Genomic DNA, 14,965 nt, shown 5'->3' on the forward strand with positions numbered 1-14,965 from the left:
CGGACACGCGCGCATCGGCCATCGGGGCCGGCCTTTACGTATTCGGTCGGCGAATCATCCCGAAAGATGAAAATAAATGCACGCGCCGATCTGACCGCGAGTCAATCGACAGAGCGACAGCGCGCCCCTATAAGCCGACCTGCGTCGGACAGCACGCGACGCTCCGCGCAGGGAGACCCGATGATGTTCAACATGTTCAAGTCGCAAGTATCCCTTGATCTGACGCCGCGCAACTGTCTGGCGGTGTCGCTGATCTACTGCATGGCGTCCGATGGCGAGGTGGACCCCGAGGAAGTCGGGCATCTCATGTCGGTGCTGGGCCGCAACACCACGCGCCAGCAGCTGGACGCGGTTCTGCGCTACGCCCGCGCCACGCGCCCGCCCGAGTTCCTGGCCGCCGCGGCGCCCACCCTGCGGCCGGAGCAGCGCCTCTGCATCATCCTGAACATGATCGACAGCGCGATGGCGGACGGCGAGGCCGAGCCGCAGGAGCAGCAGCTGATCATGCAGTTCGCCCAGGCCTTCGGCCTGACGGAGAACGACCTGACGCCCTATTTCCGCACCTTGGTGGCCAAGAACGACCGCTCCGTGCTGGATCGCTGAGCACCATCCGGTTCCGGCCGATCGCGTCGCCTCACAGGCACCCCGCTTCCCGGGTCGCATGCCGCTGACGCGGCATGCGACCCGGGCGGCCCGCGGACATCCTCGAGTGACATCCGCAGCATGCACCGAACGGAGGCCCGCCTCGGTGCATGACCCTCAGCGGGCGTCGCCCGCCGCCTCGCGCGGGAGCGCCGCGGCGATGTCCTGCACCGCCTGCCACGCCGCCAGCACGTCCTCCCGCGTCGTCGCGGTCTGGCCGATCTGGAAGCGGATGACGAAGCGGCCGTCGTGGCGGGTCTGGGTCAGGTAGGTGCGGCCGTCGTCGTTGATCCGCGTCAGCAGCCGCTCGTTGAGGGCGTCGAGGTCGCCCGCCCCCGCCGGCGCGTACCGGAAGGTGAGGAGCGACAGGATCGGCCCGGTGACGAGCTCGAAGTCGGGATGGGCCGCCACGCGCTCCGAAAGGTCCCGCGCCCAGGCGACGTGGCGGCGGATCATCTCCTGCAGGGCCGCGACGCCGTAGGAGCGGATGACGAACCACAGCTTGAGGGCGCGGAAGCGCCGCCCGAGGGGCACCGACCACTCGCTGTAATCGGTCACGCCCTCGTGCCCGAGGGTGCGCAGGAAGGGCGGGCGCAGGCCCAGCGTGTCGGTGAGCGCGGCGGGGTCGCGCACGAAATGCGCCGAGCAGTCGAAATGGGTGAACAGCCACTTGTGCGGGTTGAACACGAGGCTGTCCGCCTGTTCGGCCCCCCGCATCAGGTCGCGGAACTCCGGGCAGATCATGGCGCTGCCGGCCCAGGCCGCGTCCACGTGCAGGAAGAGATCGTGGCGGCGGGCCACCCGCGCCACGGCGTCGATCGGATCGCAGGCGCCGATGCTGGTGCCGCCGAGGCAGGCCACGATGGCGGCCGGCCGGAGGCCCGCCGCCCGGTCGGCGACGATCGCCGCCTCCAGCGCGTCGGGATCCATGCCGAAGAGCGGGCCCATGACGGGGATGCGCACGAGGTTGGCGTCGCCGATCCCGGCGATCCGCACCGCCTTGTCGACCGAGGAATGCACCTGCGCCGAGGCGTAGACCCGCACCGGCGCCTGTCCGGCGAGGCCCTCGCGGTTGCCCGCGTGGCCGAGCGCCCGCTCGCGGGCGGTGAGCAGCGCCGCGAGCGTGGCGCCGGAGGCCGAATCCTGGATCACCCCCGAGAAACCCGCGGGCAGGCCGATCATCGCCCGCAGCCAGTCGGTGACGCGGCTCTCCAGCTCGGTGGCGGCCGGCGAGGTCTGCCAGAGCATGCACTGCGCCGCCATCGCCGCGGTGACGAACTCGGCCACCAGCGAGGGCGGGCTCGCATTGGCTGGGAAATAGGCGAAGAAGCGCGGGTGCTGCCAATGCGTCATGCCCGGCAGGATCAGGCGGTCGAGGTCGGCGAAGATCGCCTCCATCGGCTCGCCCGTCTCGGGCGGCGCGGCCGGCAGCTGCCGAAAAATCTCGCCGGGGGCGACCTGTGCCCGCACCGGCCGGTCGCCGACGCCCGCGAGGTAATCCGCCGACCAGTCGGCCGCCCGGTGCGCCCAGCGGCGCAGATCGTCCTCGTCCATCCGCGATCCTCTGCCCTGATCCCCTTGCCCGATCCCCTCGGCCGCCCTTGTAGCAGACCCGGCCCGCCGGGCGACCCGGCTCAGGCGCCGCCCGCGAGGTTGCCGCGCGCGTGGAAGCGGAACGGGGCGGGCGTCTGCCCGGCGACGCGGCGCGCCCGCAGGGTCTTGCCGAGGCAGCGCCGAGCCGTCCGCGGCCCGGGCCGTCGCCACGTCGCCGAGCGCGTCGACGCCGCGGAGGCCCGCGACCACGAGGTCGGGGCGGGAGCGGGCCGTCATGGCCCGGTACGGGATCCCGGGACCAGGAGGCCCGGCAGGGCGCCGCGGCGCAGGGCAATTCTCGGAACGCGGCCGGCCCCGCACGGTTGTCGCCTCGCATCACCCCGCAGGAGGCGGAGCATGGCCGAGTCGCACGCCGACCTTCCCCCCACCCGCACGATCGAGCCGATCGACCCGCCGCCGCAATCCCGCGCCTCCACCACGGCGCAGCTCAAGGCCGACATCGACAGCGGGCGCACGGGCGACAAGGCCGAGGTCTACGACCCCGGCCTCTCGCCGCTGGGCACCGACGACGAGGCCGCCGGCCGGCCGCCCTCGCCCGAGCGGATCAACCTCGCCCGCCAGACGGAGGGGCAGGACCGCTTCGCGGCCGGCGACCGGCGCGCGAGCTACGCCCACCACCGCCAGAACAAGGCGCTGTGGGGCTTCGTGGCCTTCATCGGGCTCGCCGCACTGGTCTTCCTGTCGGTCTACTGGCTGAAGTGACCCCCGCGAGAGCGGCGCCCGATCGCATTGCGATGGGCGCCGCTCTCAGTCTTTGCTTTGCCGCATTGTCTGCGACGAACCGGGATCCACTTCGTCGGACAATGCTCTAGGTGGCGCGGGCGGTCGGGGCGACGCCGGTGACCTGCGCGGAAGGTTCTTCGCTGAGCCAGCGGTAGAGCACGCCGCCGAGCACGCCGCCGATGAGCGGCGCGACCCAGAACAGCCACAGCTGCGCCAGCGCCCAGCCGCCCACGAACAGGGCCGGGCCGGTGCTGCGCGCCGGGTTGACCGAGGTGTTGGTGATCGGGATGCCGACGAGGTGGATCAGCGTCAGGCACAGCCCGATGGCCAGCGGCGCGAACCCCGCCGGAGCACGCCCGTGCGTCGCCCCCATGATGACGAACAGGAACATCATGGTCAGCACGATCTCGGCCAGGAAGCCCGAGACCAGGGTGTACTTGCCGGGCGAGTGCTCCCCGTAGCCGTTGGCCGCGAAGCCCTTGGCGAGGTCGAAGGACGGCGAGCCGCTGGCGATGGCGTAGAGGAGGGCGGCGGCCACCACCGCGCCCACGACCTGCGCCCCGATATAGGGGCCGATGTCCCGCGACGGGAAGCGCCCGCCCGCCGCGAGCCCCACCGTCACCGCCGGGTTGAGGTGGCAGCCCGAGACGTGCCCGATGGCGTAGGCCATCGTCAGCACGGTCAGCCCGAACGCGAAGGAGACGCCGAGCAGCCCGATCCCCACCTCCGGGAAGCCTGCCGCGATCACCGCGCTGCCGCAGCCTGCGAAGGTCAGCCAGAAGGTGCCGATCGCCTCGGCCACGCATTTGCGAAACAACATGACCCGCTCCCCAAATCGATATTGATCGAGAGCCAAGCCGACGAAGTTGACATTTGTTGATTGGTGGGACGATGGTCGGATCGACCAGTCGTGTCCGAGCGGCAGAATACCCCGAGCCGACCTTATGGCAAGGGCACGAAAGGTGGAGATCTCGACTGATCGCGCAAACGCGATCGTGGCCGGTGGCCGTAGCGGCTACGGGCGTAGCGGCTGCGGCCGGCGCGATGGTCCAGGGTCAGACCGCCTCCGCCTCCCCGGCGACGAAGCGCAGCGTGCGCAGCCGCGCCTCCTCGTCGGTGAATTGCTGCGGCGGCGACTTCATGAACCAGCTCGACGGGCCGATCAGCGCGCCGCCGAGGCCGCGGTCGCGGGCGAGCCCCGCGCAGCGCACCGCGTCGATGACGATCCCGGCCGAGTTCGGCGAGTCCCAGACCTCCAGCTTCAGCTCCAGGTTGAGCGGCACGCCCCCGAAGGCCGTGCCCTCCAGCCGGATATGCGCCCATTTGCGGTCGCTCAGCCACGGCACGTAGTCGCTCGGGCCGACATGGATGTCGCCGGGCGCCAGCGCGGCGTCGAGCTGGCTGGTGACCGCCTGGGTCTTGGAGATTTTTTTCGATTCCAGCCGCTCGCGCTCCAGCATGTTGCGGAAGTCGGCATTGCCGCCGAAGTTGAGCTGGTAGGTGCGGTCGAGCCGCACCCCGCGCTCGCGGAAGAGGTTGGCGAGCGCCCGGTGCACGATGGTGGCGCCGACCTGGCTCTTGATGTCGTCGCCGATCAAGGGCAGGCCCCGGGCCGCGAAGCGCGCCCGCCACTCCGGGTGGGAGGCGATGAAGACCGGGATGCAGTTCACGAAGGCGCAGCCCGCCGCGAGCGCCGCCTCGGCATAGTGCTCGGTGGCCGCCTGCGACCCCACCGGCAGGTAGGAGACGAGGACGTCGGCCCGCGCATCCGTCAGGGCGGCGGCGACGTCGACGGCCGGCTCGGACGATTCCGCCACCACGTCGCGCAGGTAGCGCCCGAGCCCGTCGAGGGTCGGCCCGCGCCGGACCGTGACCCCGGTCGGCGGCACCTCGGCGAAGGTCGCTGTGTTGTTGGGGGCGGCCCCGATCGCCTCGGCGAGGTCGCGCCCGACCTTGGGAGCGGCGATGTCGAAGGCCGCCACCACGGCGATATCCGCCACGTGATAGCCGCCGAGCACCACGTTCATCAGGCCCGGTACCGTCTCGCCGGCTAGTGCCCCGCGGTAGTAGTGCAGCCCCTGCACGAAGGATGAGGCACAGTTCCCGACGCCGGCGATCGCGACCCGCAGCTTCCTCTGTCCCAACGCACGAACTCCTTGCGGGCGAGGCGACCCGGCGGCGACGCGCCGGAGCCGGGAGACCAGGGCGGAGCCGGTCTCGCGTCCGGCGCCGACCGGGAAAGTAGAACACTCTCCCGGAGTATCATCCCCCCAGGGTGATCGCGCCGGCGACGGCCCGGATCCGCCCCGGCCGCCCATCGCGTTCGGGCGGGCGGGACGGTATGGTCCCGCCGGGAGGAGCGGGATGCAGGCATTCGACGGACCCGAGGCGCTCGGCGCGGCGCTCGGACAGGAGATCGGCGTCGGCGAGTGGATCACCGTCGACCAGACGATGATCGACCGCTTCGCGGAGGCCACCGGCGACCACCAGTGGATCCACGTCGATCCCGAGCGGGCGGCGCGGGACTCGCCCTACGGCGCCACGGTGGCGCACGGCTACCTCACGCTCTCGCTGGTGCCCCGCTTCATCGCCGGGGTGCGCCGGCTGGAAGGCCTGCGGCTGAGCCTCAATTACGGGCTCGACCGGGTGCGGTTTCCCGCCCCCGTCATCGTCGGCGCGCGCCTGCGCGGCCGCGTGCGCCTCGCCGCCGCCGTCCCGGTGCCGCCGCGGGGCCTGCGCGTCACCTACGCGGTGACGATCGAGATCGACGGCCAGGAGCGCCCGGCCTGCCTCGCCGACGCGGTGGTGCTGCACCATTGGTGAGGGCGGGTCGTCACGCCGTCGCCCCGGCGATCAGCTCGAAGCCGAGATCGACCACGGTGGCGGGGGCGTCGCCGCTGAGGAGCCGCGCCGCGGTGGCGCCGGCCTCGACGCGCGGGGTGCGGATGGTGGCAAGCGGCTGGGGCATCAGCCGGCCCACGTCGAGCCCGTTGTAGCCGAACAGGGCGAGGCGGTCCGGCACGGCGAGGCCCGCGGCGAGGCAGTGGAAGTAGCCGCCGAGCGCCATGTCGTCGTTGGAGAAATAGACCGCGTCGACCTCGGGCGTGCGCGCGAGCAGGGACGCGAGCCCGGTGCGTCCGGCCTCCACCGAGGAGGGGGCGGCGATGCGCTCCTCGCCCGCCAGCCCGAGGCCCGCCTCCGCCAGGGCCGCGCGAAAGCCGTCGTAGCGCTTGGCCGCCCGGCGGTCCCGGGTGAGGTCGTGGCCCAGATAGGCGATGCGCTGGTAGCCGCGGCCGATCAGGTGGCGGGCGCTCGCCTCCCCGGCGGCCCGGTTGGAGTAGCCGACCACGATGTCGAGGCCCCGCCCGTCGATGTCGAGCAGTTCGGCCACGCGCACGCCGCTCGCCATCAGCCGCCGCACGGTGCCGGGATTGTGCTCCAGCCCGGTGATGATCAGCCCGGCCGGGCGCCAGCTCAGCAGCGAGGCGACCAGGGCCTCCTCCCGGTCCTGGTCGTAGTCGGTGACCGCGATGACCGACTGGAAGCCCTCGGCGTCGAGGGCCGCGGTGGCGCCGCGCAGCAGGTCCGGGAAGACGATGTTCGTGAGCGACGGGATGACGATGCCGATCAGGCGCGAGCCCGTCGAGGCGAGCGTGCCGGCGATGCGGTTCGGCACGTAGCCGAGGCGCGCCACCGCCGCCTCCACCTGCGCGCGGGTGCGGGCCGAGAACGAGCCGTGGCTGCGCAGCACCCGCGAGACCGTGCTCTCGCCCACCCGCGCCTCGCGGGCCACGTCCGCCAGGGTCACGGGCCGGCGGGGCACGGCGTCGCGAACCGGCAGCGGCGCGGCGGGGCGCTGCCGCCCCTCGTGATCCTCCATGCGTCCCCCCGGCGGCCGTCCGGGGCTTGAGCGCCCCGGCACCACGGCGGGCGGCACGATGTCATGACTCCCGCCGAGGCTCAACGCGCGGCCCGACGAACCGATTGGCAGCGCTGCCAATCCTTGTTACCCAGGTGCGTTCCGGCTTGCCGGTTCGGATGGCTGGTCATCGGCCGCCGTCGTGTCAGATTGCTCCCGCGCCGCGCTCAACGACGGCGCGGCATTCGGGAGGGAGACGCCGCCATGAGCGCAGCCGTGAGCACAGCCGCGAGCGACACGTCCGTTCGGGCCGCCGTCATCGGCCTCGGTTCGATGGGGTGCGGCATGGCCCTGTCGCTGCACCGGGCCGGGCTGCCGGTGGTCGGCTACGACGTCGATCCGGCCGGGGTGGCGCGCTTCACGGCCGAGGGCGGGCAGGGGGCGGCAAGCCCCGCCGAGGCCGCGGCCGGCGCCGCGATCGTGGTCTGCGTGGTGGTGAACGCCGCCCAGACCGAGGCGGTGCTCTTCGGCGAGGGCGGGGTCGCCGCCGCCATGCCCGAGGGCGCGGTGTTCGTCTCCTGCGCCACCATGGACCCGGCGGTGGCCCGCCGCCTCGCCGCGCGCCTGGAGGGCACGGGCCGCCATTATCTCGACGCGCCGATCAGCGGGGGCGCGCAGCGCGCCGCCGAGGGGGCGCTCACCATCCTGGCCTCCGGGAGCGAGGCGGCCTTCGCGCGGGCGCGGCCGGCCCTCGACGCGATGGCGGCCACCCTCTACGAGCTCGGCGACGCGCCCGGCCAGGGCGCCGCCTTCAAGATGATCAACCAGCTGCTGGCGGGCGTGCACATCGCGGCGGCGAGCGAGGCGATGGCCTTCGCGGCCCGCCAGGGCCTCGACCTCAAGCGCGTCTACGAGGTGATCACCGCCTCGGCCGGCAATTCGTGGATGTTCGAGAACCGCATGACGCGGGTGCTCACGGGCGATTACGCGGCCCGCAGCGCCGTCGACATCTTCGTGAAGGACCTCGGCATCGTGCAGGACATGGCCCGGGCGCAGACCTTCCCGGTGCCGGTGGCCGCCGCGGCGCTGCAGATGTTCCTGATGGCCTCCGCGGCCGGGATGGGGCGGGACGACGATTCCTCCGTGGCCCGCCTCTACGCGCAGGTGACCGGCACGCCGCTCCCGTAGGGAGCGCCATCCGAACGAGACACCGGGAGGAGACCATGCCGCGCTTCGCCGCCAACCTCACGCTGATGTTCACCGAGCACCCCTTCCTCGACCGCTTCGCGGCCGCCGCGGAGGCCGGGTTCACGGCGGTGGAGTTCCTGTTTCCCTACGAGCACCCGCCCGAGGCGATCGGCGAAGCCTTGCGCCGCCACGGCCTGACGCAGGCCCTGTTCAACCTGCCTCCCGGCGACTGGGCGGCGGGCGAGCGCGGCATGGCGGCCCTGCCGGACCGCTTCGAGGAGCTGAAGGCGGGCGTCGAGCGGGGGCTCGCCTACGCGGCCGCGACCGGCGTGAAGCGCCTGCACCTGATGGCCGGCATGGCCGACCGGGCCGATCCTGCCGCCCGCGACGCCTTCCGCCGCGCCGTCGCCTGGACGGCGGAGCGCCTCGCCCGCGAGGGGCTCGACGTGGTGCTGGAGCCGATCAACGGCCGCAACATGCCGGGCTACTTCCTCAACGACTTCGGGTACGCCGCGGAGCTGATCCGGGAGCTGGCCCTGCCGAACCTCAAGCTGCAGTTCGACCTCTACCATTGCCAGATCCTGCACGGGGACGTGACCATGCGGCTGCGCGCGCTGATGCCGATCATCGGCCACGTCCAGACCGCGAGCGTGCCCGAGCGCCACGAGCCCGGCAGCGGCGAGATGAACGACGCCTTCCTGTTCGCCGAACTCGACCGGCTCGGCTACGACGGCTTCGTCGGCTGCGAGTACAATCCCCGGGCCGGCACGACGGCGGGCCTCGGCTGGTTCTCCCCCTACCGGGCCGCGCAGGGAGGCCGCGCATGACCCTCGCGACGAGACTGGCCCTCGGATGCATCGCCGACGACTACACCGGCGCCTCCGACCTCGCGAACACCCTCACCAAGGCGGGCCTGCGCACGGTCCAGACCATCGGCGTGCCGGGCGAGGGCCTGGACCTGCCCGACATCGACGCCGTGGTGGTCTCGCTCAAGAGCCGGTCGATCCCGGCCGAGCAGGCGGTGGCGCGCTCCCGCGAGGCGGAGAACTGGCTGCGCGCCCGCGGCGCCGGCCACGTGATGTTCAAGGTCTGCTCGACCTTCGATTCGACCGACGCGGGCAATATCGGCCCGGTCACCGACGCTCTGCGGGCGGATGCGGGTGCGGCGATCGCGCTCGTGACGCCGGCCTTCCCGGAGACCGGACGTACCGTCTACCAGGGCCACCTCTTCGTCGGCGCGGTGCCGCTGCACGAGAGCCCGCTCAAGGACCATCCCCTCAACCCGATGCGGGATTCGAACCTCGTGCGGGTGCTGGCGCGCCAGAGCCGGGCCGGGGTCGGGCTCGTGGACCTCGCCACCGTGGCACGCGGCGCGCGGGCGGTGCGGGCGCGCCTCGACGCGCTGGCGAGTGAGGGCAAGGGCGCGGCGATCGCCGACGCGGTGTTCGATCCAGACCTCGCGGTGCTGGGAGAAGTCATCCTGGGCGATCCGGTCTCGACCGGGGCCTCGGGCCTCGGGCTCGGCCTCGCGCAGGCGCTGGTGGCGAGCGGCCGGGTCCGGGCGGCATCGGCCGGCACCGCGCTCGGCGAACCGGTCGGCGGGCCGGCGGCCTGCCTCGCCGGCAGCTGCTCGCAGGCGACCCTCGGGCAGGTGGCGGCGGCCGAGGCCGTCATGCCGGTGCGCCGCCTCGATCCCGAGCGGCTGCTCGCCGGGCCGCAGGAGGCCGAGGAGGCGCTGGCCTGGGCGGCGGAGCGGATCGGGGCCGGCCCGGTGCTGATCGCGTCGAGCCAGAGTCCCGAGGCGGTGGCGGCCCTCCAGGCCCGGCACGGCCGCGACGCGGCCGGCCACGCCGTCGAGGCGGCGCTCGCCGGCATCGCGGCGGGCTTGGTCGCGCGCGGCGTGCGCCGCCTGGTCGTGGCGGGCGGCGAGACCTCGGGCGCGGTGGTGGACGCGCTTCGCCTCACGGCCTTCCGGGTCGGCCCCGAGATCGCGCCCGGCGTGCCGGTGCTCGCCACCGTCGCGGGCGACATGCGGCTCGCCCTCAAGTCGGGCAATTTCGGCGGTCCCGCCTTCTTCGCGGACGCGCTCGCGCTGATGCCCTGAGCCGATCGGGCCGCCCAGCCGGTCGGAAACACCCAGTATGCCGGCAGGGCACGGGGTCTCCTCTCCCCGCACGCGCATGGCTGTCCGGGGAAAATCGATGGCGCGGGGAACCCCTCTCCCGTGCGGGAGAGGGGCAGGGGTGAGGGTCCCGGGAGGGTGCAGCAAGAAGGCGGGACGCTGCCGCTGCCAGCACTGAGGCTGATGGCCGGTCCTGAACCCTTCCGCTCCCCTCACCACGCTCCGTGTTTCACTGCGGCACCACCTGGACCCTCACCCCTACCCCTCTCCCGCTCGGGAGAGGGGTTCCCGCGCCATCCTTGTCGAGGGTTTTTCCCCGGATAGCCGTGCCGCGTGCGCGGAGAAATGCACCTCCTCGACGCTCTCGCGTCCCCCGGCCCGATGCCAGCCTGAAAACGCATCCCCCGCCCGGGCTGCTGCGACAGGCCGCGTTGGATCGCGCCCCGCGCGCGCTATCTAGGGTTCTGTGCGGACTGACCGCGGCCGACCCGCGGCGAAGACATCTGGACGGACATGAACGAGGTGACGAAGACCGCGGTGCTGGAGCGGGGCGCTACGCCGCTCGCGCCGACGACGGCGCCCCTGCCGGCCGGCCACCCGGCGGTGGCCTGGGGGCGCATCGGCGTGCTCCTGATGAATCTCGGCACCCCCGAGGGCACCAGCTACTGGCCGATGCGGCGCTACCTCAAGGAATTCCTGTCGGATCGCCGCGTCATCGAGGTGCCGCGCGCCATCTGGTGGCCGCTCCTCAACCTCGTGATCCTCACCAAGCGCCCGGGGCCGAAGGGCCGCGACTACGCCTCGATCTGGAACACCGACCGCGACGAGGGCCCCCTCAAGACGATCACCCGCAGCCAGGCCGAGAAGCTGCAGGCCACGATGGGCGACCGCGTGGTGGTCGACTGGGCCATGCGCTACGGCAAGCCGGAGGTGGAGGCCCGCATCCAGGCGCTCCTCGACCAGGGCTGCGACCGCATCCTGCTGGTGCCGCTCTATCCGCAATACGCCGCCGCGACCTCGGCCACCGCCTGCGACCAGGCCTTCCGGGCGCTGATGAAGATGCGCTGGCAGCCGACCGTGCGCGTCTCGCCGCCCTACCACGACGATCCGGTCTACATCGACGCGGTGGCGGCGGCGATCCGGCGCGACCTCGACGCGCTCGACTTCGAGCCCGAGGTGATCCTGACCTCGTTCCACGGCGTGCCCAAGTCCTACCTGCTCAAGGGCGATCCCTACCATTGCCAGTGCGTGAAGACCGGGCGGCTGATCCGCGAGGCGCTGGGCTACTCGCCCGAGCGGATGCGGGTGACGTTCCAGTCCCGCTTCGGCAACGAGGAATGGCTCAAGCCCTACACGGACGAGACCGTGAAGGAGCTCGCCGCGCAGGGGATCAAGCGCCTCGCCATCGTGGCGCCGGGCTTCACGGCCGATTGCCTGGAGACCCTGGAGGAACTCGACGGCGAGAACCGGCACTACTTCGAGGAGGGCGGCGGCGAGCACTTCGCCTACCTGCCCTGCCTCAACGACGGGCCGGAGGGCATGCGGGTGATCGCGCACGTCGTGCAGCGCGAGCTGCGCGGCTGGATCGACTGAGGGGCAAGGCCATGGCGGCGGATCCGCGCTGGGAGGAGGTCGACCGCTACCTCGTCGAGCGGCTGGTCCCGCCGGACGCCGCCCTCGACGGCGCGCTCGCGGCGAGCGACGCGGCGGGCCTGCCGTCCATCGCGGTGGCGCGGACGCACGGCAAGCTCCTGATGCTGCTGGCCCAGGGGGTGGGCGCGCGCCGCATCCTGGAGATCGGCACGCTCGGCGGCTACTCGACCCTCTGGCTCGCCCGCGCGCTGCCGGCCGGCGGGCGCCTCGTCACCATCGAGGCCGATCCGCGCCACGCCGCGGTGGCGCGCGAGAGCTTCGCTCGGGCCGGGCTGTCCGGCCTCATCGACCTGCGCGAGGGCCGCGCCCTCGACGTGCTGCCGACGCTCCAGCCCGAGGGGCCGTTCGACTTCGTCTTCATCGACGCCGACAAGCCCTCCAATCCGGATTACGTCGCCCACGCGCTGGCTCTCGCCCGGCCCGGCGCCCTGATCGTCCTCGACAACGTGGTGCGCCGCGGCGCCGTCACGGACCCGGCGGGAGACGAGGCGGTGCAGGGCGTGCGCCGCGCCCTCGACCTCGTGGCGGCCGAGCCCCACCTCGACGCCACGGTGGTCCAGACCGTGGGCGAGAAGGGCTGGGACGGGTTCGCGCTGATCCGGGTGGTGGGGTAGGGGCCGATCCGCCCGCCGGCCCGGTCTCAGCGCGCCCACCCCGCCTTGATGGCGCGCGTGACCGCATCCACGAACAGGCGCGTCTTGGCCGGCACGAGGCGGCCGGGCGGCAGGATCGCGTAGACGGCGCCGCTCTCCCGCCCGCTCCAGCCCGGCAGCACCTCGACCAGGGCGCCGCTCCGCAGCGCGGGGCCGGCGAGCCAGTCGGCCGTGAAGGTGATCCCGGCTCCGTCGATCGCCGCGCCGAGCAGCACCTCCGTGCTGTCGGCGACGAGGATGCAGGCCGGACGCACGGTCTCGCGGCGGCCCGCCTTCATCAGCGGCCAGTCGGGCCAGCCGGCGTAGCCCGTGAAGCCGAGGCAGGCATGCGCCCGCAGATCCGCGGGCGCCTCCGGGGTGCCGTGCGCGGCGAGGTAGGCCGGCGAGGCGACGAGCAGGTTCCGGTAGGAGGCGATCCGGCGGGCGGTGAGCGAGCTGTCGCGGTTCCTGCTCGCCGCGACCCGGATCGCGACGTCGAATCCTTCCGCCACGAGGTCGACGAAGCGGTCGGTCAGCCTGAGTTCGACCCGGATCCGCGGGTGGTCGGCCAGGAAGGCCGGCAACAGCGGCGCGATCCACTGGCGCCCGAAGGAGAGGGGCAGGGAGACCCGCACGAGGCCCTGCGGCGTGGCGGCGTGGTCGCTGGCCTCGCGGCTCGCGCTCACCAAGTCGTCCAGCACGCCCTGCACCCGGCGCAGGTAGAGGGCGCCGACCTCCGTCAGCGCCACCCGCCGCGTCGTGCGCGACAGCAGGCGGACGCCCAGGCGCCGTTCGAGCTGGCTGACGCGGCGCGACAGCACCGAGGCGTCCCGACCGAGCGCCTTGGCGGCCGCGGCGAAGCCGCCGGCCTCGGCCACCGCCACGAAGGTGGTCAATTCCTCCAAGTCGCCGAGTTCAGCGAATTCCTGCATGGCGTGCACGGGTCAATTGCAGACCGGCCGGATTAATCCGGATCGGTGCAAGGCGTACCTGAGGGCCGTCACGACGTCCAGGAGACGACACCATGAAGACCTTCCTCAGCATCGGCGCTGGCCCCGGGATGGGCCTCGAAACCGCGGAGCGCTTCGCCCGCGAGGGGTTCCGGCTCGTCCTCAGCGCCCGCAACGAGGGCCGGACGCAGGACCTGGCCGGTCAGCTCAAGGCCAAGGGCCACACCGTGGAGGTGCGCACGGTCGAGGCTGGCGATCCGTCGAGCGTGGCCGGGCTGGTCGAGAGCGTGGAACGCGAGTTCGGCGGCATCGACGTCCTGCACTACAACGCCGCGGCCATGCGGCAGGCGACCCTCGCCGACCAGCCGCGCGACACCTTCAACGCCGACCTCGCCGTCACCATCGGCGGTGCCCTGGCGGCCGCCCAGGCCGTCGCGCCCGGGATGGCCGCGCGCCGCTCCGGCTCGATCCTGCTCACGGGCGGCGGCTTCGGCGTGCAGCCGCACCCGGACTACCTCTCGCTCAGCATCGGCAAGGCCGGCATCCGCGCCCTGGCGCTCGGGCTGTTCGAGAGCTTCAAGGAGAAGGGCATCCACGTCGCGACCGTGACGGTGGCCGGCTTCGTGAACCCAGGCTCCGCGGACGCCGAGGCGGTCGGCGAGCAGTTCTGGACCTTTCACAGCCAGCCCGCCGGCGCCTGGGAGGTCGAGGCCGTCTACACGCCCAAGGGCTGACCACATGCCCAAGGGCTGGCGACACGCCGAAGCGCCCGCCCGGGCGAGCCCGCGGGTCGACCGCCACCTCCGCGACAGCAAAGGACGATCGCCATGCATTCGTTGAAGGACAAGCGCTTCCTCGTCGTCGGCGGCAGCTCCGGGATCGGGTTGGCGACCGCGACCGCCGCCGCCCGCGCGGGGGCGGCCGTCACGGTGGCCTCCCGCTCCCAGCAGAAGCTCGCGGCGGCCCTGCCGCGGATCGGCGGGGAGGCGGGCGCGGCCGTGCTCGATGCGCAGGACGACGCTGCCGTCGAGCGCTTCTTCGCCGAGCAGGCGCCGTGGGATCACGTCGTGGTCTCGGCCGCGCAGACGGCGCGCGGCCCCGTGCGCGGCCTCGCGCTCGCGGAGGCGCGCGCGGCGATGGAGAGCAAGTTCTGGGGGGCCTACCACGTCGCCCGCGCCGCCCGGATCGTCCCCGGCGGCTCCCTGACCTTCGTCTCGGGCTACATGGCCGAGCGGCCGCAGGCGAGCGCCGTCCTGCAGGGGGCGATCAACGCCGCCCTGGAGAGCCTCGCCCGCGGGCTCGCCCTCGAACTGGCGCCGGTGCGGGTGAACACCGTCTCGCCCGGTCTGATCGAGACGCCCCTGTGGTCGCGCATGCCGGAGGCCGACCGGGCGGCCCTGTTCGCCAGCGCCGCCGAGCGGCTGCCCGCCCGTCGGATCGGCCAGCCCGAAGATATCGCCAACGCGATCCTGTTTCTCGCCACCACGCCGTTCGCGACCGGCTCGACCGTGCGCGTCGACGGCGGCGGCGTGATCGCGTAGCCCGCGCCACCCTACGACACGCCGAAGACGGGGTGACAAAC

Annotated in this window: 15 protein-coding genes; 10 read left to right on the forward strand and 5 right to left on the reverse strand. The window is 73.1% G+C overall.

The window, feature by feature from the left end; translation table 11 throughout:
- Window positions 1-180 precede the first annotated feature (180 nt).
- Entirely contained in the window at window positions 181-603 is a 423-nt protein-coding gene (locus ACKUB9_RS00505) for a tellurite resistance TerB family protein (RefSeq protein WP_407518602.1), read from the forward strand.
- Between the two features lie 156 nt (window positions 604-759).
- Here ACKUB9_RS00505 and ACKUB9_RS00510 read toward each other — a convergent pair whose 3' ends face one another.
- Window positions 760-2,196 (reverse strand): pyridoxal phosphate-dependent decarboxylase family protein, encoded by a 1,437-nt coding sequence (locus ACKUB9_RS00510; protein ID WP_407518603.1) that lies wholly within the window; start codon window positions 2,194-2,196, stop codon window positions 760-762.
- A gap of 396 nt (window positions 2,197-2,592) precedes the next feature.
- Here ACKUB9_RS00510 and ACKUB9_RS00515 point away from each other — a divergent pair, with 396 nt between their 5' ends.
- Window positions 2,593-2,958, forward strand: coding sequence for a hypothetical protein (locus tag ACKUB9_RS00515; RefSeq protein WP_407518604.1), 366 nt, complete (start codon window positions 2,593-2,595; stop codon window positions 2,956-2,958).
- A gap of 106 nt (window positions 2,959-3,064) precedes the next feature.
- Here the strand turns inward: ACKUB9_RS00515 and aqpZ are convergent, their stop codons facing one another.
- Both aqpZ and ACKUB9_RS00525 read right to left on the reverse strand, forming a co-directional pair.
- Window positions 3,065-3,799, reverse strand: coding sequence for an aquaporin Z (aqpZ, locus tag ACKUB9_RS00520; protein WP_407518605.1), 735 nt, complete (start codon window positions 3,797-3,799; stop codon window positions 3,065-3,067).
- Between the two features lie 235 nt (window positions 3,800-4,034).
- A complete protein-coding gene (locus tag ACKUB9_RS00525; protein ID WP_407518606.1) occupies window positions 4,035-5,123 on the reverse strand; it encodes an inositol-3-phosphate synthase in 1,089 nt (362 codons plus the stop codon).
- Between the two features lie 220 nt (window positions 5,124-5,343).
- Between ACKUB9_RS00525 and ACKUB9_RS00530 the strand changes: the two genes are divergently transcribed.
- Window positions 5,344-5,802: a MaoC family dehydratase gene (locus ACKUB9_RS00530; RefSeq protein WP_407518607.1), complete on the forward strand. Its 459-nt coding sequence runs from the start codon at window positions 5,344-5,346 to the stop codon at window positions 5,800-5,802.
- Between the two features lie 10 nt (window positions 5,803-5,812).
- Here the strand turns inward: ACKUB9_RS00530 and ACKUB9_RS00535 are convergent, their stop codons facing one another.
- Window positions 5,813-6,859 carry a LacI family DNA-binding transcriptional regulator gene (locus ACKUB9_RS00535; protein ID WP_407518608.1) on the reverse strand — a complete coding sequence of 349 codons (1,047 nt, stop codon included), beginning with the start codon at window positions 6,857-6,859 and terminating at the stop codon, window positions 5,813-5,815.
- Window positions 6,860-7,102: 243 nt separating this feature from the next.
- Between ACKUB9_RS00535 and ltnD the strand changes: the two genes are divergently transcribed.
- The 5 genes from ltnD to ACKUB9_RS00560 all read left to right on the forward strand — a co-directional run bounded on the left by ltnD (window position 7,103) and on the right by ACKUB9_RS00560 (window position 12,415).
- Window positions 7,103-8,026 (forward strand): L-threonate dehydrogenase, encoded by a 924-nt coding sequence (gene ltnD / locus ACKUB9_RS00540; protein ID WP_407518609.1) that lies wholly within the window; start codon window positions 7,103-7,105, stop codon window positions 8,024-8,026.
- A gap of 35 nt (window positions 8,027-8,061) precedes the next feature.
- A complete protein-coding gene (gene otnI, locus ACKUB9_RS00545) occupies window positions 8,062-8,853 on the forward strand; it encodes a 2-oxo-tetronate isomerase (RefSeq protein WP_407518610.1) in 792 nt (263 codons plus the stop codon).
- Window positions 8,850-10,130 carry a 3-oxo-tetronate kinase gene (gene otnK, locus ACKUB9_RS00550; protein WP_407518611.1) on the forward strand — a complete coding sequence of 427 codons (1,281 nt, stop codon included), beginning with the start codon at window positions 8,850-8,852 and terminating at the stop codon, window positions 10,128-10,130. Before otnI ends, otnK begins: the two co-directional genes overlap by 4 nt.
- Window positions 10,131-10,661: 531 nt before the next feature.
- Window positions 10,662-11,741 carry a ferrochelatase gene (gene hemH / locus ACKUB9_RS00555; RefSeq protein ID WP_407518612.1) on the forward strand — a complete coding sequence of 360 codons (1,080 nt, stop codon included), beginning with the start codon at window positions 10,662-10,664 and terminating at the stop codon, window positions 11,739-11,741.
- Window positions 11,742-11,752: 11 nt separating this feature from the next.
- Window positions 11,753-12,415: an O-methyltransferase gene (locus tag ACKUB9_RS00560; protein WP_407518613.1), complete on the forward strand. Its 663-nt coding sequence runs from the start codon at window positions 11,753-11,755 to the stop codon at window positions 12,413-12,415.
- 26 nt (window positions 12,416-12,441) lie between these two features.
- Here ACKUB9_RS00560 and ACKUB9_RS00565 read toward each other — a convergent pair whose 3' ends face one another.
- Complete coding sequence (locus tag ACKUB9_RS00565; protein ID WP_407518614.1) at window positions 12,442-13,365, reverse strand: LysR family transcriptional regulator; 924 nt, start codon at window positions 13,363-13,365, stop codon at window positions 12,442-12,444.
- Window positions 13,366-13,457: 92 nt separating this feature from the next.
- On the opposite strand from ACKUB9_RS00565, the gene ACKUB9_RS00570 reads away from it, so the two are divergent.
- Together ACKUB9_RS00570 and ACKUB9_RS00575 are read left to right on the forward strand one after the other, a co-directional pair.
- Window positions 13,458-14,117 carry an SDR family oxidoreductase gene (locus tag ACKUB9_RS00570; RefSeq protein ID WP_407518615.1) on the forward strand — a complete coding sequence of 220 codons (660 nt, stop codon included), beginning with the start codon at window positions 13,458-13,460 and terminating at the stop codon, window positions 14,115-14,117.
- A 93-nt stretch (window positions 14,118-14,210) separates the two neighbouring features.
- On the forward strand, window positions 14,211-14,924 hold the full coding sequence (locus ACKUB9_RS00575; RefSeq protein ID WP_407518616.1) for an SDR family oxidoreductase: 714 nt from the start codon (window positions 14,211-14,213) through the stop codon (window positions 14,922-14,924).
- Window positions 14,925-14,965 lie beyond the last annotated feature (41 nt).

The organism is Methylobacterium oryzisoli, assembly GCF_046557895.1.
In the GTDB taxonomy this organism is placed as follows: Bacteria; Pseudomonadota; Alphaproteobacteria; order Rhizobiales; family Beijerinckiaceae; genus Methylobacterium; species Methylobacterium oryzisoli.